At 68.9% G+C, this 17,902-nt stretch carries 20 protein-coding genes; 14 read left to right on the forward strand and 6 right to left on the reverse strand.

Annotated features, from left to right (window positions below; genetic code table 11):
- The first annotated feature begins 293 nt into the window (after nucleotides 1-293).
- From TR33_RS18910 to TR33_RS18935, 6 genes are read left to right on the forward strand one after another with little or no spacing between them, the layout of a single operon-like run.
- Nucleotides 294-1,718 carry a sensor histidine kinase gene (locus tag TR33_RS18910; RefSeq protein ID WP_042284489.1) on the forward strand — a complete coding sequence of 475 codons (1,425 nt, stop codon included), beginning with the start codon at nucleotides 294-296 and terminating at the stop codon, nucleotides 1,716-1,718.
- The gene (locus tag TR33_RS18915; protein ID WP_017533150.1) at nucleotides 1,719-2,129 is read left to right on the forward strand and encodes a roadblock/LC7 domain-containing protein; all 411 of its coding nucleotides are present in this window, start codon (nucleotides 1,719-1,721) and stop codon (nucleotides 2,127-2,129) included. It abuts the gene before it with no gap.
- Entirely contained in the window at nucleotides 2,126-2,494 is a 369-nt protein-coding gene (locus TR33_RS18920) for a DUF742 domain-containing protein (RefSeq protein ID WP_052358201.1), read from the forward strand. Before TR33_RS18915 ends, TR33_RS18920 begins: the two co-directional genes overlap by 4 nt.
- Before the next feature lie 28 nt (nucleotides 2,495-2,522).
- A complete protein-coding gene (locus tag TR33_RS18925; RefSeq protein ID WP_326337464.1) occupies nucleotides 2,523-3,074 on the forward strand; it encodes a GTP-binding protein in 552 nt (183 codons plus the stop codon).
- Nucleotides 3,071-4,375, forward strand: a complete 1,305-nt coding sequence (locus TR33_RS18930; RefSeq protein ID WP_042284491.1) for a cytochrome P450 family protein — start codon at nucleotides 3,071-3,073, stop codon at nucleotides 4,373-4,375. Before TR33_RS18925 ends, TR33_RS18930 begins: the two co-directional genes overlap by 4 nt.
- Nucleotides 4,366-5,613, forward strand: coding sequence for a cytochrome P450 (locus TR33_RS18935; RefSeq protein WP_052358203.1), 1,248 nt, complete (start codon nucleotides 4,366-4,368; stop codon nucleotides 5,611-5,613). Before TR33_RS18930 ends, TR33_RS18935 begins: the two co-directional genes overlap by 10 nt.
- Nucleotides 5,614-5,668: 55 nt before the next feature.
- On the opposite strand, the gene fdhA is transcribed toward TR33_RS18935, so the two are convergent.
- Nucleotides 5,669-6,889 carry a formaldehyde dehydrogenase, glutathione-independent gene (gene fdhA, locus TR33_RS18940; RefSeq protein ID WP_017533154.1) on the reverse strand — a complete coding sequence of 407 codons (1,221 nt, stop codon included), beginning with the start codon at nucleotides 6,887-6,889 and terminating at the stop codon, nucleotides 5,669-5,671.
- A 171-nt stretch (nucleotides 6,890-7,060) separates the two neighbouring features.
- On the opposite strand from fdhA, the gene TR33_RS18945 reads away from it, so the two are divergent.
- Together TR33_RS18945 and TR33_RS18950 are read left to right on the forward strand one after the other, a co-directional pair.
- Nucleotides 7,061-7,888: a class I SAM-dependent methyltransferase gene (locus tag TR33_RS18945; protein ID WP_042284492.1), complete on the forward strand. Its 828-nt coding sequence runs from the start codon at nucleotides 7,061-7,063 to the stop codon at nucleotides 7,886-7,888.
- 56 nt (nucleotides 7,889-7,944) lie between these two features.
- On the forward strand, nucleotides 7,945-8,451 hold the full coding sequence (locus TR33_RS18950; protein ID WP_042284523.1) for a GNAT family N-acetyltransferase: 507 nt from the start codon (nucleotides 7,945-7,947) through the stop codon (nucleotides 8,449-8,451).
- A 19-nt stretch (nucleotides 8,452-8,470) separates the two neighbouring features.
- Here TR33_RS18950 and TR33_RS18955 read toward each other — a convergent pair whose 3' ends face one another.
- Nucleotides 8,471-8,665 carry a DUF1918 domain-containing protein gene (locus tag TR33_RS18955; RefSeq protein ID WP_017533157.1) on the reverse strand — a complete coding sequence of 65 codons (195 nt, stop codon included), beginning with the start codon at nucleotides 8,663-8,665 and terminating at the stop codon, nucleotides 8,471-8,473.
- Nucleotides 8,666-8,794: 129 nt separating this feature from the next.
- Here TR33_RS18955 and TR33_RS18960 point away from each other — a divergent pair, with 129 nt between their 5' ends.
- From TR33_RS18960 to TR33_RS18985, 6 genes are all read left to right on the forward strand, one after another.
- Nucleotides 8,795-8,995, forward strand: a complete 201-nt coding sequence (locus TR33_RS18960; protein ID WP_042284494.1) for a hypothetical protein — start codon at nucleotides 8,795-8,797, stop codon at nucleotides 8,993-8,995.
- A gap of 93 nt (nucleotides 8,996-9,088) precedes the next feature.
- Complete coding sequence (locus tag TR33_RS18965) at nucleotides 9,089-9,823, forward strand: DsbA family protein (protein WP_017533159.1); 735 nt, start codon at nucleotides 9,089-9,091, stop codon at nucleotides 9,821-9,823.
- A gap of 4 nt (nucleotides 9,824-9,827) precedes the next feature.
- Entirely contained in the window at nucleotides 9,828-10,688 is an 861-nt protein-coding gene (locus tag TR33_RS18970; RefSeq protein WP_042284496.1) for a cytochrome c biogenesis CcdA family protein, read from the forward strand.
- A 486-nt stretch (nucleotides 10,689-11,174) separates the two neighbouring features.
- Nucleotides 11,175-12,389 carry an amidohydrolase gene (locus tag TR33_RS18975; RefSeq protein ID WP_042284497.1) on the forward strand — a complete coding sequence of 405 codons (1,215 nt, stop codon included), beginning with the start codon at nucleotides 11,175-11,177 and terminating at the stop codon, nucleotides 12,387-12,389.
- 244 nt (nucleotides 12,390-12,633) lie between these two features.
- Nucleotides 12,634-13,197: a hypothetical protein gene (locus TR33_RS18980; protein WP_017533162.1), complete on the forward strand. Its 564-nt coding sequence runs from the start codon at nucleotides 12,634-12,636 to the stop codon at nucleotides 13,195-13,197.
- Between the two features lie 32 nt (nucleotides 13,198-13,229).
- Complete coding sequence (locus TR33_RS18985; protein ID WP_014911228.1) at nucleotides 13,230-13,505, forward strand: hypothetical protein; 276 nt, start codon at nucleotides 13,230-13,232, stop codon at nucleotides 13,503-13,505.
- A 97-nt stretch (nucleotides 13,506-13,602) separates the two neighbouring features.
- Here the strand turns inward: TR33_RS18985 and TR33_RS18990 are convergent, their stop codons facing one another.
- The 4 genes from TR33_RS18990 to TR33_RS19005 all read right to left on the reverse strand — a co-directional run.
- Nucleotides 13,603-14,763 (reverse strand): ABC transporter permease, encoded by a 1,161-nt coding sequence (locus TR33_RS18990; RefSeq protein ID WP_014911772.1) that lies wholly within the window; start codon nucleotides 14,761-14,763, stop codon nucleotides 13,603-13,605.
- Entirely contained in the window at nucleotides 14,760-15,926 is a 1,167-nt protein-coding gene (locus TR33_RS18995) for an ABC transporter permease (protein ID WP_017533163.1), read from the reverse strand. The genes TR33_RS18990 and TR33_RS18995 overlap by 4 nt, the downstream gene beginning before the upstream one ends.
- An 11-nt stretch (nucleotides 15,927-15,937) precedes the next feature.
- Complete coding sequence (locus tag TR33_RS19000; RefSeq protein ID WP_036567616.1) at nucleotides 15,938-16,873, reverse strand: ABC transporter ATP-binding protein; 936 nt, start codon at nucleotides 16,871-16,873, stop codon at nucleotides 15,938-15,940.
- Between the two features lie 218 nt (nucleotides 16,874-17,091).
- Nucleotides 17,092-17,902 (reverse strand): nucleotide disphospho-sugar-binding domain-containing protein (locus TR33_RS19005; protein WP_042284524.1); only part of this gene is annotated, 811 nt, incomplete at its 5' end.

The following is a 17,902-nucleotide window of genomic DNA, read 5'->3' on the forward strand; positions in this document are numbered from 1 at the left end:
TGGGACTGCTGTGAACAGTGAGAATGCCGTCCCGCGTTGGGGGAACAAGGGTTGAAAACGCCCTCGGGAGATCCTTCTCCCGTTTGAGGTGGTCTCCACGGTGGCAAAATGACCAGCCGTAGGCGTCCTCGCCCGGGAATCACCCCTGATCGACCGCACCGACCCCTTCCCGCCCCTCCGCCCGGACCCTTCCCCGCCCCGGACCGACGCCCCAGGGTCCTTCGACGTCCTCCCCCGGCCGGTCCTCGACGTGAAACGACCAGCGCATGTTGTTGACAGACACAACGGTTCCAGTGGAACCCGACCCCGCACAGATCTGGACGTGGGTTCTGGCGGTGAGCACCCTCGTGCTCTCGGTCGTGGCGGTCCGCTCGCTCCTTCGTGAACGCCGGGCCCGTCGGGAGGCCGCGGAGGCGGCGCTCCGCGACGAGCGGCTGATCCAGGAGGCGCGTTCGGTCGCCGCCCACGCCGAGGCGCGGGCCGACCGGTTGCGGGCGGAGCTGTCCCGACGCGACAACGTCGGCAAGGTCGTGACCGAGGACGTGTTCCCCCTGGTGACCAGGCGGATCCGGGAGGGCGCCTCGGCCCAGACGGTCATGGCCGAGCTCGACGGCTCGGAGGGCACCGACCCGCTCGCCCGACCTCTCATCGAGTCGGTCACCGACACCCTCTGGCGGGGGCACCAGCAGCGTCGGCGGCTTCTCAGCGTGGTCAAGGGCTGCGCGGCCCGAGCCCGTGCCGGGGTCTCCCAGCTCCGCGCCGACGTGCAGGAACGTAGCGGCCGTTATTGGAGGACCCTCGACTCCCACGGCACGGGGGAGCAGGTACGCGAGGACTTCATGGTGATGGAGGCCGGTCTCTCCCGTTTGGAGATGCTCATCCAGCGTCTGCTCACCGTGGCCGAGGCCGACCGGATCGGCCGTAACTGGACCCAGCCTCTGCGCATCGAGCGTCTGGTGCGCGCGGCGGTCGGCAGTGTCCCCGAGTTCGCCCGGGTCCAGATGCACATGCCCAACACCCCGATCGTGGTCGAGGGGCGGGCCGTCAACTCGATCATCCAGATCCTGGCCGAACTGGTCGACAACGCCACCTCCTTCTCCGCGCCCTCCGAGGCCGTGGTGGTGCACTTCGAGAACACCGCGATGCGGCTCGGCGTGCACATCGACGACAGCGGCCTGGCCATGACCGAGGAGCAGCTCGCCGAGGTGCGCCGTCGCCTCGACCCGAACCGTCCTCCGGACATCGCCGAACTGTCCGCCAACCAGCTCGGTCTGCTCGTGGTCCGCAGGGCCGCCGACCCGCTGGACATCCGGGTGGACCTCTCTCCGTCGCCGCGCGGCGGCACGAGGGCGACCGTGTGGATCCCACGCAAGGGTCTGCTGCGCACCGACGAGGCGGCCGTGGGGGCGAGCGCCCCGGCCCTCTCGACGGGCACCCTCACCGCGGTGCCCTCGTCCCGGGCCCCGACCCCCGTCGGCGCCCCGCTCGCCGCGCTCCAGGACTCGTCACTCCCCGCCGACGACGCCGAGGACGACGAGGAACGCCCCCGATACCTGCCCAGACGACGTCGTGGCGCGACCCTCCCCGAGGAGACGGCCGCCCCCAGAACCGTCGAGCCGCCGAAGGACCGCGCGGCCACCAGTCTTCGCATCGCCCAGTGGCACGCCCACACACGGCCGACCTCGAAACCCGTCGCAGAGAATCGTGAGGACTCCTGAATGCAGACCAACCTGACCTGGCTCATGGACAAACTGCGCGAGCTGCCCGGGGTGCGCCACGTGCTCCTGCTGTCCACCGACGGTCTGGTCCGTTCCGCCGACAGCACTCTGGAGCGTGACGAGGCCGACGGTCTGGCCGCCTCCGCCTGTGGGCTTCTCGCCACGGGCGGGCAGGTCAACGCGGTGTTCGGCATCGAGGACCCGGTCCGCACCGTCGCGGTGGATCTGGACCCGCACCACCTGCTGGTGATGGGCGCCGGTTCGGGGTCGGCCCTGGCGGTGCTCGCCGACCTGTCGAGCCCCTCGGCCGACCTGGGAGTGGTCGCCACGGAGATGGGACGTCTGGTGGAACGTCTTCCCGAACAGCTCGCCACGCCCAGCCGTCACGTCGACGAGGCGGGGGCCCCGTGATAGATCCCGACGTGCCCGACGGCCTGTTCATGGTGGTCGGTGGGCGCAGCGGCACCACACTTCGGCTGGGTCCCTTCGCCCTGGTGGTGACCGAACGCGCCGACACCTCGGGGTTGTCCCTGGAACAGGCCGACATCGTGCGGATCTGTGACCGTCCGATCGCCCCGGCCGAGCTCGGCGCGCGGCTGGGGATCCCGTTGGGGGCGGTCACGATCCTGCTGGCAGACCTCGTCGACCAGGGGTACATCGCGATCCGTTCCGCCGACCGTCCCGCGAAGCGCGCGGCGTCGGGGTTCGCGTCCCCGGCCGATGACCGTCGACTCTTGGAGAAACTGCGTGTTGGGCTCATCAACCTCCCCGTATGAACCGTTGGCGCCGTCCGCGACGATCTCGATGAAGATCCTCGTCACCGGTGGTTTCGGCGTGGGCAAGACCACGTTGGTGGGGTCGATCAGCGAGATCACGCCGCTGACCACCGAAGCCGAGATGACCCAGGCGGGTGCCGGGGTGGACGAGGGGCTGGAACTCCGGCCGGACAAGACGACCACCACGGTCGCCTTCGACTTCGGTCGGATCAGCATCGACGAGCAGATCGTCCTCTACCTGTTCGGTGCCCCGGGGCAGAAGCGTTTCCACGCCCTGTGGGAACGCCTCTGCGAGGGTGCCGTGGGCGCGATCGTGCTCGTCGACACCCGTGACGTGGAGGGGTCGTTCGCCGCGTTGGACCGGGTCGAACGGGCCGGTCTGCCCTACCTCGTCGCGCACAACCCCTTCGGGGACGAGGCCGAGCGTTGGAGTCTGGAGGAGATCCGCGCCAGCCTGGACATCGACGCCGGTACGCCGTTGCTGCGCTGCGACGCCCGCGACCCGGGGCAGGTGCGCACGACCCTGGCCGAGCTGGTCGCGCACCGGCAACGCCTGCTGGAACAGGAGCCGGTGGGATGAGCGCCCCCGACACCGAGGCCGAACGTCCGGAGATCTCGATCCCCCTGCCGGAGACGCATCGGGACGCGATGCGGCTGGGCGACGAGGGCTATCGACGCGACTCGCCCGCCCTGTTCGCCGAGCTGCGTCGCCGACACGGGCCGGTGGCGCCCGTCCTGTTGGCCTGGGACGTGCCGGCCTGGCTGGTGATGGGCTACTCCGAGCTGCTCCAGGTCACCTCCGATCCCGACCTGTTCGCGCGCTCCTTCCGCCGCTGGAACCTGTTCGACGATCTGCCCCCCGAGTGGCCGATGTGGCCGTTGATCGGTGGCGGGTTCGCGTCGGAGGCGATGCTGTACACGGAAGGGGAGGAGCATCGGCGCCGTTCGGTGGTGTTCGCCGAGGCGCTCTCCCGGATCGACCAGTGGGAGTTCGAGGAGTTCTGTCAGCGGGCCTCGCACCGGCTGATCGAGGAGTTCGCCCAGGACGGCGAGGTCGAGTTGATCTCCGCCTACGCCCAACGACTGCCCGTGCTGGCGTTGGGCTGGATGGTGGGCGTCCCCGAGGAGTACCACGACGACCTGGTCACCGGCTTCCTCCAGCTCATGGGCGCGGGCGGCGACCCCATCGAGGGGATGGCGCGGGTCGGCGCCATCTGTGATCGGCTCGCCGAGCGCGCCATGAAGGAGCCCGGCCCCTACGTCGCCTCCCACCTGGCGCACAGCGGGCTCGGTCTCACGCACGGTCAGCTCAGCGCGGACATCTTCATCACCATCATCGCCGGGCACCAGACCTGCGCGGGCTGGATCGGCAACACCATCAGGCTGATGTTGACCGATCAGACCCACACCAACGCCCTCACCCGCGGCCGACGTTCGGTGACCGAGGCCGCCCGCGAGGTCCTCAAGGACGACACCCCGACGCAGATCTTCGCGGGACGCTGGGCGGCCCGGACGACCCAACTGGCCGGGACCACCATCCAGGGTGGGGACATGGTGCTGCTGGGGCTGGCCGCCTCCCACCAGGACCCGCTGTTCCGGCCGCCCGGCCGTCCCAGGGAGCGACACCACAGTCGCGCCTACCTGTCGTTCTCGCACGGCCCCCACGGATGTCCCCACATGGCCCGGGCCATGGCCGAGATCATCACGGTCGGTGGGATCGAGACCCTGCTCACCCACCTGCCCGACCTGCATCTGGCCGTTCCCGCGGACCGGTTGCGCTGGCAGCCCCAGGTCCTCATAAGGGCCCTGGAGACGCTTCCGGTCACCTTCACCCCGCCCACCATCTCCACCGACCCCCTGGGAGACTCACTGTGGCTCTGACCCTGTCCGGACCGATCCACCACCTCGATCCCCTCAGCCCGAACCTGCACGAGGACGCCGCGAGGATGCGCGCGCACGGTCCGATCGTCCCGGTCGAACTGCCCGGCGGCGTGGTGATGTGGGCGGTCACCGGTGACGAGGCCGGACGTAACGTCCTCAAGGACTCCGACCGTTTCGCCAAGAGCCCCTCGTACTGGAAGGCGCTCCAGAACGGCGAGCTCCCGAAGGACTGGCCGCTGTTGAGCCTGGCGGCCCCCGCCGGCAACGCCATCACCGTCGTCGACGGCCCCGAGCACCGGAAACTGCGCCGCCCCCTGTCCCAGGCCTTGACCGCCCGCCGGGTCGAGGCGCTCACCCCGGTGGTCGCCGCCCTGGTGGAGCGGCTCCTGGACGACCTGGAGCGGGCCGCCGACAAGGCCGAGGACGGCGTGGTCGACTTCCGCTCGCTGTTCGCCTGGCCGCTGCCGATGGGCGTCATCGGCCACCTGCTCGGAGTCGACGAGGCCGACCACGACGAACTGGGCCGGCTGTACACCGCCCTGTTCGACGACACCCTGGGCGACGGGCGCGACGCCGAACTGAGCCTGCACTCCTGGCTCGACGAGCACGTGTCCCGGCTGGAGCGCGAGCCCGGCGACGACATGATCAGCGCGATGCTCGCCCTGCCCCCCGAGGACCGGCTTCCCCGCGAGGACCTGGTCGTGACCATGTACGTGGTGCTGGCGGCCGGCCACGAGACCACCACACACCTGCTGGTCAACGCCGTGCGCGCGCTCAGTACCCGGCCCGAACAGCGCGACCTCCTGCTGTCCGGCGAGGTCCCGTGGGAGAACCTGGTGGAGGAGACGATGCGCTGGGACTCGCCCACCGCCAACTTCTTCACCCGTTTCGCCACCGAGGACATCGACGGCGCCGACGTCCACCCCGCCGCCGAGGGCGTGCGCATCGCCGAGGGCGACCCGGTGTTCATCTCCTACATCTCGATGGGACGCGACCCCGAGCGCTACGGTCCGACCGCGGGCGCCTTCGACGTCCGTCGCGGTGAGACGCACACGAGCTTCGGCTACGGCGCGCACTTCTGCATCGGCTCGCCCCTGGCCCGCCTGGAGGGCCGGATCGCGCTGGAGCGGATCTTCTCCCGCTGGCCCGACCTGGAGGTCGTGGGCGACGTGCCGCGCTCCCCGTCGATCGTGGTCAACTCGCACACCCGTCTCGACGTGCGGCTGCGGCCCGCCTGATCCGCACTTCGGATGAGCCGCCCCACCACCGTGGGGCGGCTCTCCATCCGCCCGCTCAGCCGGTGCCGAGGTAGCCGTTGGGGTCGAGCACGTACTTGCTCGCCGCCCCCTGGTCGAAGGACCGGTAGCCCTCCGGGGCCTCCTCCAACGGGATCGCCACCGCGTTGACCGCCTCCGCGATGCGCACACGGTCGTTGAGGATCGCCATCATCAACTGCCGGTGGTACTTCATCACCGGGCACTGGCCCGTGTAGAAGGCGTGCGACTTCGACCAGCCCAGCCCGAAGCGGATCGACAGTGATCCCACCTTGGCGGCCTCGTCCACCGCGCGCGGGTCGCCGGTCACGTAGAGACCGGGGATACCGATGGCCCCACCGGCCTTGGTGACCTTCATGGCGTCGTTCAGGACGCTCGCCGGCGCCTCCTGCCCGGCCTTCTCTCCGGAGCCGTGCGCCTCGAAGCCGACCGCGTCCACCGCGTGGTCCACCACCGGGGTGCCCAGGATCTCCGCGATCAGGTCTCCGGGGTCCCCCTGGGAGATGTTCACCGTCTCGCAGCCGAACCGGCGCGCCTGGGCCAGCCTCTCCTCGTTGAGGTCGCCGACGATGACCACGGCCGCGCCCAACAACCTTGCGGAGGCGGCCGCCGCCAGGCCGACGGGGCCCGCGCCCGCCACGTACACGGTCGACCCCACGCCCACCCCGGCGCTCACACAGCCGTGGAAACCGGTGGGGAAGATGTCGGAGAGCATCGTCAGGTCCATGATCTTCTCCATGGCCCGATCCCGATCGGGGAACCTCAGCAGGTTCCAGTCGGCGTAGGGCACCAGAGCGTACTTCGCCTGGCCGCCGACCCAGCCGCCCATGTCCACGTAGCCGTAGGCCGAGCCGGGGCGGTCGGGGTTGACGTTCAGACAGATCTCGGTGCGCCGCGCCTTGCAGTTCGTACATCGCCCGCAGGAGATGTTGAACGGTACCGAGACCAGGTCGCCGACCTTCACGAACTCGACGTCCGGGCCGGTCTCGACCACCTCGCCGGTGATCTCGTGGCCCAGCACCAGTCCCTCCGGCGCGGTGGTGCGCCCGCGGACCATGTGCTGGTCGCTGCCGCAGATGTTGGTCGCGACGACCTTCAGGATCGCGCCGTGCGGGACCTTGCGCCCCACGTTGGCGGGGTTGACCCCAGGGCCGTCCTTGAGTTCGAACTCCGGATAGGAGATGTCCTGGACCTCGACCCGACCGGGGCCCTGGTAGACCACTCCTCTGTTGCCGGTCATCTTCCTTCCCACCTCTCTGCCGTCGGGCGGCGAGGATCGTCCTTCGTGGAACGCCCTGTTCGGAGGGCGTCCTCCTGTCGTTTCCGCTGGAAGAGGCGGCTAACCGGAGCGGGTCGAGGACCGGCGGAAAAGAGGTGGATACGGCCCGTCCGCGCTTGGTAGCTTCCCGGCATGTACACGCCCACCCCGGACGACTGGCTCTCCATCAACCGCGCCAACTGGGACGAGCGGGTCCCCCTGCACGTCGCGAGCGACTTCTACGATCTGGAGGGCTTCCGCGCCGGTGAGGACGCCCTGCGCGACTTCGAACGCGCCGAGGTCGGCGACGTCACGGGGAAGACCCTGCTGCACCTTCAGTGCCACATCGGTCTGGACACGCTCTCCTGGGCCCGGCACGGGGCATCACGCGTCGTGGGACTCGACTTCTCCGGACCCGCCGTGGAGGTCGCCCGAGGTCTGGCCGCCGAACTCGGTCTGCCCGAGGAGCGGGCGGCCTTCGTGCACGCCGACGTGCACGATGCGGCCGAGGCCGTACCGGAGCGGGGGTACGACATCGTCTACACGGGGGTCGGCGCCCTGTGCTGGCTGCCCGACATCCGACGGTGGGCCCGGACCGCCGCGTCGCTGGTCGCCCCCGGCGGGTTCCTGTACCTGGCGGAGTTCCACCCGCTCACCGACATCCTCGACGACGAGACCGGCTCGCGGATCGTGGACGACTACTTCGCCCGACAGGCCTGGGTGCAGGAGTCCGCCGGTACGTACGCGGACCTGGAGGCCAGGACCGAGAACAACCGCAACGTGCAGTGGCAGCATCCGATCGGCGAGGTGGTCTCCGCTCTGGCCGCCGAGGGGCTGCGTCTGGAGTTCCTCCACGAGCACGACGTCTCGCTGTTCCCGCGCTTCTCCTCCTTCGAGAGGTCGGCGGACGGGTACTACCGCTTCCCGGAGGGTCGGCCCCGGGTGCCCCTCATGTACTCTCTGCGCGCGAGCAGGACGTAGTCCGCGCTAGGGAAAACGCGTTGACGGTCGTTCGCGCGGGCGGCAGTGTGGCGCCCATGAGTATGCGATTTCCCCTGGTGGGCGAACGGATCCGGATCAGGCCCTTCGTGCCCGAGGACCGGGACGCCGCCCACGAGGTCTACGGCGACCCCGAGGTGATGCGTTACGTCGCCTACGGCAAGGCGGCCTCTCCCGAGGAGACCGCCGCGATGGTGGCCGACTACATCCGTCATCAGGAGGAGCACGGCTACGCCTTCTGGGCGGTGGAGGAGATCGCCACGGGCCGGCTCATCGGCGACGCCGGTTTCGAGGCCCGCGAGGTGGGCGCCGAGTTCGGCTACACCCTGGCACGCGACCGATGGGGGAGGGGCCTGGCCACCGAGGCGGGCCGCCTGTGCGTGGCGGCGGCCTTCGACGAGCTGTCCCTTCCCCTGCTCACGGGGGTGGTGGACCCGGCCAACCCCGCTTCGGCGCGGGTCCTGGAGAAGCTGGGCTTCACCCCGGTGGGCGAGCGCGAGGCCTACGGGCGCCCGCACCGGGAGTACCTGCTCCGGGCCCCCTGAGTCGCCGGGGCCGGCCCGGTCAGTCCTCGGGCTCCCGGGGCCGGACCACGGTCTCGGGGCCCGGGTAGATGAGCCGTTCCTCACCATCGGGGAAGCGCACCAGGTAGGGCGGCCCGTCGTCGGCCCCGCGCACCTCGATGATCTCGGCCTCGTGCCCTCCCTCGACGCTGGTCACCCCGTGGGTGAGCAGACGGTCTCCGATGGACGCTCGCATGTGACCCTCCCGTGTCGACGGCCGGCCTCCCCCGGACCGGTCACAGTCGGGGTGGTACCCGGAGCGGGATCCGGACGAACCCGCACCACCCGGATCCACCTGGGGCGACGGCGGATCTAGGATGTTCGGGTGAACAAGGTCGCCCCGGTCATCGCGTTCGTCGCCTTCATGCTCGTCTTCGCCCTCACCAGGTCCCCGGTCCGGGACTTCCTGGAGTCCTGGGTGGAACTGGAGGGCGTCGTCCTCGGGCTGGCGTCGCTGGTCTCCTCCGGTGCTCTGGCCGCGCTCGTGGCCGGTGCCATCCTGTACGCCACCCGACTCTTCGAATAGCCCTCCCTCCCCCGGGAACGGGTGCGTCGAAGACGCCTCCGGGGTGCGTAGAGTGGCCTCTGTCCGGCACGCAGACGGGGGGACGACGCAGGCATGCCGAAGGATGGCGGGAAAAAGGGGATCTCCCCACTGCTTCTGGGGGGTGCGGTCCTCACCGCCCTCGTCATCGCGGTGGTCGTGGGGATCAGGCTCGAAGGCGGCGACGCCGACGAGGAGTCGCCGACCGAGATCGCCTCGACGGTGGACCACATCGACCCCGAACAGCGGGAGTGGGGTCAGGCCCTGGCCCGTCGCGACGCCGACGACCCCATGGCGCTCGGAGAGGCCGACGCCCCCGTGGTGCTGGTCGCCTACTCCGACTTCGCCTGCCCCTACTGCGCCAAGTGGGCCCAGGAGACCCAGCCCGAACTGGTCGAACGCTACGTCGAGTCGGGCGACCTGCGGATCGAATGGCGCGAGTTCCCCTACCTGGGCGAGTTGTCGCAGACCCTGTCGGTGGGCGCGGTCGCCGCCGGCGAGCAGGAGGCGTTCTGGGAGTACCAGGAGGCGGTCTTCGAGCGTCAGGAGGAGATCAAGTCCTCCGACGACCCCGACGGGATCCTCGACGAGATCGTCGAGGGGTTGGGCTTGGACGCCGACCGCTTCCATGAGGCCATGGAGGCGGACCGGAGCGGGATCGCGGTGGGCCACGACTTCGTCGAGGGGCAGCAGATCGGCGTGAGCGCCACCCCGGCCTTCATCGTCAACGGTGATCCCATCATGGGCGCACTGCCGCTGGACGTGTTCGTGCGCAGCGTCGACACCGCGCTCGCCGTCGCCGAGGAGTGACCGCGTGGACATCGGGTTCGTCGCCGCGCTGCTCGGTGGCCTGCTGGCCCTGCTCAGCCCGTGCAGCGCCATGCTGTTGCCGTCGTTCTTCGCCTACGCCTTCCGGGACTCGGGGCGGCTGCTCCTTCGCACCGGTGCCTTCTACGCGGGGCTGTGCCTGACGCTGGTGCCGCTCGGCGCGGGCTCGGCGATGGTGAGCACCCTCTTCTACGGCCACCGCGACCTGCTCATCATGGTCGCGGGCGGTCTGATCATCGCCTTCGGTGTCGCCCAGGTCCTCGGCCTCGGGTTCACCTGGGGCGTCCTCGCGCGGGCGCAGAGCCGTTTCGCGAGCGGTCGGGGGAACCTCTCCGTGCTGGGGCTCGGCGCGGTCTACGGGCTCGCCGGGTTCTGTTCCGGTCCGATCCTGGGCGCGGTGCTCACGGTCGCGGCCACCGGCACCCCGGTCAGGGGCATGCTGCTCATGGCCGCCTACGGGGCGGGGATGGCGCTGCCGCTCCTCCTGCTCGCCTCGCTCTGGGACCGCTATGAACTGGGGCGACGCTCCTGGCTGCGGGGGCGCACCGTGCGGATCGGGCCGCTGGCCACCCACACGACGGCCCTGCTCTCGGGTGCGCTCTTCATCGCGGTCGGGGTCCTGTTCGTGGCCTCCGACGGCACCGCGTCCTTCCCTCTGCCCGGGGCGGAGTGGGCGGCCGATGTCACCTACCGTGCCCAGGAGGCGCTCTCCCGGCTGGGGAGGGTCACCGATCTCATCGCTCTGGTCGCCTTGTCCGGCACGGTCTCCCTCGTGGTGGCGGGGAGCCTTCTCGCCGGCCGACGGGCCCGTCGCGAGGAGGACGAGGAGCCCGAACGGGTGGAGTAGGGCGTGGTGAAGCCAGAGGTCACAGGGATCTCTGTGACAGGAGTGACCTGAGAGCGACACCCTGCGTGGCCGTGTTCGGCCAAAAACCCTCGGCCGCCGGGAATCAGGCGCTCCGATGCGTAACATCTCTTTTCCACGAAGGGTCGGGAGGGCGAATCCTCACCCTCCGTGGTGGTGGATCGACCGGCGGTGCCCGGTCCGGTCGATGTGGCGGGTCGGGAAGAGACCCGCGTGGACGTGTACGGGCGCGTCCACGGCACAGGGCGTCCGGGCGGGCGTGTCGGGTCCGCCCGGACGCCCCCACCGCGTCCGGTCCCTCTCGAGAGGAATCGGACGAGTGGAACCCGGGTCCACCGGGGGGTGGCGCCATCGGGTGTGGAGCGGATGTTCTCGGGCCCGGGAAACGCCTGGGGGGAGGGGTTCGCGGGCGAAGGGGGAGAGGCCGTCGGCCCCTGCCGGGAGGCGGTCTGCGTTAGGTTGCCCGCCATGGATATCGCTATCACCTCCGGATACGTCGTGCCCGTCGTGGGAGACCCCATCGAGGGCGGGACGGTCCTCATCTCGGACGGGCGGATCACCGCGGTGGGCGCCGCCGACGAGGTCACCGTGCCCGAGGGCGTCGAGGTCGTCGACGCCGCCGGCAAGTGGGTCCTGCCCGGCTTCATCGAGGCCCATGGCCACGTCGGTATCTGTGAGCAGACGATCGGCCTGGCGGGTAACGACACCAATGAGATGACCGACCCCAACGGTGCCCGTATGCGGGCGATCGACGGCATCAACCCCGCCGACGAGGGTTTCGTCGACGCTCTCTCGGGTGGTGTCACCAGTTCCGTGATCAAGCCCGGTTCGGGCAACCCCATCGGAGGGCGGACCGTCGCCATCAAGATGTGGGGCCGGAGCGTGGAGGACCGGCTGCTCAAGGAGCCGGCCAGCGTCAAGAGCGCCCTGGGGGAGAACCCCAAGCGCGTCTACGGAAGTATGGACCGGCTGCCGTCCACGCGTCAGGGTGTGGCGGCGGTCATCCGTGACGCCTTCACCAAGGCGCAGGACTACAAGGCCAAGCGCGACCACGCCCGGAGCGAGGGGACCCCCTTCGACCGGGACAACACCCTGGAGACCCTCGTCCAGGTACTCGACGGCGATGTGCCCTGGTGCCAGCACGTGCACCGCGCCGACGACATGCACACCGCGATGCGGCTGGCCGACGAGTTCGGCTACCGGCTCATCATCAACCACTGCACCGAGGGCCACCTGCTGGCGGACGAGATCGCCGCACGCGAGATCCCGGTCATCACCGGACCGTTGATGATCAGCCGTTCCAAGGTCGAGGTCGGCAACCGCACCCTGGCCGGTCCCGGGATCCTGGACCGGGCGGGCGTCAAGGTCGCCCTGACCACCGACGCCCCGGTCATCCCCATCGAATACCTCGTCTACCAGGCGATCCTGTGCGTCAAGGAGGGCATGGACCGCGACTCGGCGATCCGCGCGCTCACCGTCAACCCCGCCGAGATCATGGGCCTGGACGACCGTGTGGGCTCGTTGAAGCCGGGTCTGGACGCCGACGTGGTGGTCTGGTCGGGCGATCCGCTCGACATCATGAGTCGCGCTCTGCGGGTGTTCGTCGGCGGCCGTGAGGTGTACACCTACGACGAGGAACGACGTGAGGGCGTGATGGCGGACCCGTACTACCGGGAGGGTTGATCTCGGAGACGGCGGCGCAGGTCATGGGGGTGTCCCATGGTCGACGTCCCGGGCCGGCCCGTCACCCCGGTCGTGTCCTCGCCGAACGTCGCGAATATGGGATATGACCGGGGCGGCGATATGTGGGATAACATCTCGACGCGCTGCGCACCGTAGGTGCTGTTCAGTGCCGTCCCGCCGGCGAGACGGTCGGGAAAACGTTACCCCGTGACAAGAACCGAAAATGAATCGAGGTGCGCTCCCGATGTCCTCTCCCCAGCTCGCGAGCCGTAGGGTCATGCTTCGTCCGACTCGTTTCGAGAACCGTGAAGAGATAATCGAGGTTCTCGATGGATCGGGTCTGGAGGATGTGAGGGGCGCCGGCGTCTTCCTCGGTTCCCTGCCGGATGATCTCGGTACTCTCGATGCCGCCTTCTTGGTCGAAGAGAGGTCCCAGGGCTCCACGGTCGGTGTGTGCGCCGTCTTCGGTGTCGATTCCGATGAGAAGTCCGCGCAGGTCAGCATCCTCGTGGAGGATGGCTCTCCCATCCTGGGAGTGGGGGTGGAGACCTATGTGTTCTTCATCGGACACGTCTTCTCCGAATGGGACGTGAATAATATTCACTTCTGGTCCACGGAAGAGCTCGTCGGAATGATCCCCGTCGGTCAGGCGGTGATCAGCGAGTCCAGGGGTGCGGGCGAGGAGCGGGACGGTGAATCCGCGAATCGCGCCAGGGCGTTCACCATCGAGCGAGAAGTATGGGAAATCCAGAGCCACCGATTTCGGAGCTGGATCATGCGCGGACCACAGAAGAGTCGGGCTTCGTAAGCCGTCGGCTCTGTCAGAAAGGGCGGATATTCATGGCCGCAATCGACCGGAACGAATTGCTCTCCCAGATCAGGGTGCAGGCCTACACCATCCTGATGTTCACCACCACCGAACCACAGATGGATCTCCCCGAGCCCAAGAGCATGAAGGACCTCGACTCCTTCTCCATCGTCCAGTTGCTCCTCGCCCTCGAGGACATCTACGACGTGATGCTCCTTGAGGAGATCACCTCGTTCCGCGGCGAGACCTTCGAGGACCTGGCCACCTTCATCACCGAACGGGTCTCCACCGGCGCGGCCGAGGTGTGACCGTCGGAGGCGGGGGAACCGCCTGGGACGACCGCGGTGACGGCGGGCTCCCACGGACACGACCGAGAGTCGTTCCGCGGGGGCCCGCCGTTCCATGTCAGCGGGTGAGGACCCACTTCATCCGCCAGGCTCCGAGCCCGAAGAGCACGACCGCGAACCCGCACAGGGCCCCCAACTGGGGCAGGATGTCGAGGATCCCGCCGCCGTGCCTGATGAGTTCGCTGAAGGCCTCGTACCCCCAGGCGTGCGGGGTGGCGTAGGCCGCCGTTCGGGACGGTCCGGAGAGCGCCTCCAACGGCACCATCGTTCCGCCGGCACCGGCGGCCCCAAGGCCCACGACCAGGGCCGCGGCCAGAGCGCCGCCCTCACTGCGGCACAGCGAGCCGATGAGCATGGCGGTACCCGCGCCGACGAGGCAGAAGGCCGCCACCACCGCCGAGATCGCGAGGGGGTCTCCCCACACCACCCCGAACAGCAGGGAGGAACCGACCAGGATGATGAGGGCCTGGGAGATCGTGACCACGAACCGGCCCAGCGCCTCCCCCGCGATCAGGGTCCTCAGGGGCGTCGGTGTGGAGTACATCCGACGGCTGAGCCCCTTCTGCCGCATCTCCACGACACCGATCGCCGTGGTCAGGGAGATGACGAAGGTGAACAGCAACAGCAGGGGAGGGGCGGCGAGACCGTACTGGCCGACGTCCTGGGGGAAGACGGCCTCTCCGGTGGTGACCGTCTCCACCTCGATGCCGGGGGGATCGGCCTCCTCGGAACGCCGCAGGTTCTCGTCGAACCCCTCGTCGCCGTTCTCGGAGGCGAACTGGGCCGCGCCGATCACCGACGCCTCCTGCGAGGCGATCGAACTCGCCCAGGTCCGGAGAGGGTAGGAGCTCCAGTCGTCGGGGCGGGTCACGAACCCGATCTCGACGGTCCCACCGTCGCGCAGGGTCTCGTCGTAGTCCTCGGGGATGACCAGACCCCCGTTGATCCGCCCCTGTTCGATCCGGTCGCGCAGCTGCTCGTAGTCGCCCAGACGCTCGATGGGAAAGCGTCCGCTCTCCTCCAGCTCGTCGGCCAGGCGTTCGGCGAGGGGCTGGTCCTGGCCGTTCACCACGAGTCCGAGCCGTTGCTGGTCCCCGCCGTAGGACATCCCCATCATGAAGACCATGATCAGGGGAAGGAGCAACATGAAGAAGATGTTGCCCCGATCCCGGAACGTTCGACGCAGGTTGAGTGCCGTGATGGCCAGCGTCTTGCTCATGCGTGCAGCATCCTTCCCATGCGGTTCAGCGCCACCGCGACGCCGGCCACGCCCATGGCCGACAGGACGCCGATCGGGAGGAGCAGGGACACGGCTCCGCCGCCCGCCGTCAGGTCCGTCAGACCTCGCAGGAACCAGTAGTGCGGGGTGACGTAGGTCAGGGCGGCCCAGGGGCCCAGATTGGCCAGGGGGAACAGGGCTCCGCCCATCAGCCCGAGCAGGAGGGCCACGACCGTCGACCAGTTGGTCGCCTGTTCGGAGTTGTCGGCGAACCCGGCCACCGCGGACACGATTCCGACCGCCGCCAGGACGGCCGCGACGGTCAGGGCGGTGACCCCGAGCGGATCACCCCATCGGGCGCCGAAGGTGAGGGTGGACACGGTGATGACCAGGCCCATGCTGACCAGCCCGAAGAGGAGCGTGCTCGCCAACCTGGCCATGAGGATCGTGAAGGTGCCGATCGGCGCCGCGGCCAACCGGACCAGGGTCCCGGTGCGGCGGTCCTCGAAGAGACTGACCACACCCGGCATCGCGGCGAAGAAGAGGAAGAAGACCGCCGCGCCCGCCGCGTAGTAGGTGGAGGAATCGAGCTGTCGCCGGTCCACGTCGGTGTCCTCGACGACCCTGACCGCGGTGGGGTGTCCGGCGGCCTGCTCGGTGAGCGTGGCCTCCTCCTCGGAGGAGGGATCGGTCGTCAGTACGGCGAGCTGTACGCGGTGGTGCTCGGACGCGAAGGCCTCCGCGATGCCGACCGCCACCTCGACCTCCTCGGGGGAGTCGACGTCGCCGATCACACGGATCTCGGCGGACTCGTCGTTCCGCAGGGCCTCGGTGAACCCCTCGGGGATGACGAAGGCCGCGGAGACGTCTCCGGAATCCACCGCCTCGTTCGCCTCGTCCTCCGAGGAGAGGGTCGTGAGTTCCACGATCCCCTCCTCTTCGAGGGATTCCAGGACCTCGTCCACGAAAAGCGAGGAGAGTTCACCGCCGTCGAGGTCGGAAACACCGTAGTGCGCGGTGAATTCCGTTTCGGGATCGCCGCCCAGAAGCATGTTCAGGAGAAAGGCGAGACCGAGGGGCAGCACGATGGCGAAGACCAGAAGGGTGCCGTCTTTGAGACGTTGGCGCAGGTCCTTGAGGACCAGGGTGAAGAAGGCGCTCATGGGTTCTTTCCTCATTCCCGCAGGGCCTTGCCGGTGAGGTGCAGGAAGACCGCCTCCAGGTCCGGTTCCTGTACCTCCACCGAGCGCAGAACGGCCTCGCTCGCGGTGACGACCTCCAGGATCCTCGCGATCACCGATCGCGCGTCCTTCAGGAGCAGACGGACCTCGGAGCCCTCCACGCTGACCTCCCGGACCTCGGAGAGTTCCTTCAGAGCTCGGACCGCCCGGTCCTTGCCGCCGCCCAGCGAGAGGACGATGGTGTCGTCCTCACCGACCTGGGAGATCAGTTCCCGCTGGGTCCCCTCGGCCTGGATCCGGCCGGAGTCGATGATGCCGACCCGGTCGCAGAGCCGCTCCGCCTCTTCCATGTAGTGGGTCGTGTAGAGGACGGACACGCCGTCGGCGGCCTGGCGTTGGATGCTCTCCAGGATCGCGTTCCGGCTCTGGGCGTCGACGCCGACGGCGGGCTCGTCGAGGATGAGGAGTCGGGGTCGGTTGAGCATGCCCACCCCGATGTTGAGACGTCTGGACATGCCGCCGGAGAACGTGGAGACGTTCTCCTTCGCGCGGTCGGTGAGATCGATGATCTCCAGGATCTCGCCGCATCTGCTGCGTGCCTTCGCCCCCGAGAGGCCGTAGAGGCGGGCGAAGAACATGAGGTTGTCCCAGGCGTTGAGGTCCGGGTACAGGGCCAGTTCCTGGGGGACGAAACCGATCTGTCCCTTGGTCGCCGCGTTACTCACACCGTGTTCCTGTCCGTCGATACGGACGGAACCGGAGTCGGCCTTGAGCACGCCGGCGATGATCGAGATCGTCGTGCTCTTGCCCGCGCCGTTGGGGCCCAGGAGACCGTAGGTCTCTCCTTTGTCGATATGGAAACCGACCTCGGCGACCGCTGTGTTCGAGCCGTAGCTCTTGGAGAGCTTCTCGACTTCTAGCAATGCCACGGTGACGTTCTCACCTTTCTCTTGTTCGACATCGTCGGATGATCGGCCACCGGTGTTCCGTAACACGGTCGGCGAATACGGCTGAGACGTTTCTGGGAACGGTCGTTCACCTTGGCCGATGCGCAGTGAACCACAAAGAGACGGGGGGAGAAGGCGGGCGCGGATCGCGACCATGCGTGAGCGGGCGATACGTATCCGTTCCGGTGAGGGCCGTGCTCTCAACGGGAGGGGGAGGCGGCGATCCGTTCCAGTTCCGCGGTCATGGCGGCGGGGGTGGGCCGGTCCAGCATCTGTTCGCGCAGCAGTGTCGCCCGTTCGGCGAGAGCGGGTTCGGTCAGGACTCGTTCGGATGCCCGCAGGATCTCGTCCGGGTCCGGTTCCACCACCAGACCGGCGCCCTGGCCCTGGATCAGTCGGGCGAGCATCGGTTCGTCGAAGGTCGGCCGGGGCACGAACAGTTGGGGCAGACCGTGCACGAGTCCGGTCCAGACGGTCCCCGTCCCCCCGTGGTTGATGGTGGCGGTGCTGGTCGCGGCCAGAGCGTGCAACGGCACGTAGTCCACCAACCGCACGTTCGAAGGCACCGTGCCCAAATCCTGGCGGGCCTTGAGCGGGACGGTGGCCACCACCTCGGCGTCCACCTGACCCAACGCCTCCAACACCTCGCCCAACGGCAACGTGTACCCACCGAACCGATCCGTGGCGCTGGTCCCCAACGTCAAACACAGACGCCGACCCTCGGGCCGCTCACGCAGCCAGTCCGGCACCACCGCGCGACCGTTGTAGGGAACGAACCGCATCCCCAGATACCGCACCCCCAACCGGTCATCGACCGGTATCCGCAACACGTCCGGGACCTGATCGATGGTGGCCTGACCCACCACCAACTCCTCGTCGAAACCAACCCCGTACCGGGCCGCCAACCCCGACAACCACTCACCCAACGGATCCTCACGGACCTCGGGGACCTGCTCCTCCATCCGCCTCAGGAACAACCCCCGGACTCTGGCCAGGGTGTCCACGCCCCAG

The sequence above is a fragment of the Nocardiopsis alba genome, from assembly GCF_000710955.1.
GTDB classification, from domain to species: domain Bacteria; phylum Actinomycetota; class Actinomycetes; order Streptosporangiales; family Streptosporangiaceae; genus Nocardiopsis; species Nocardiopsis alba.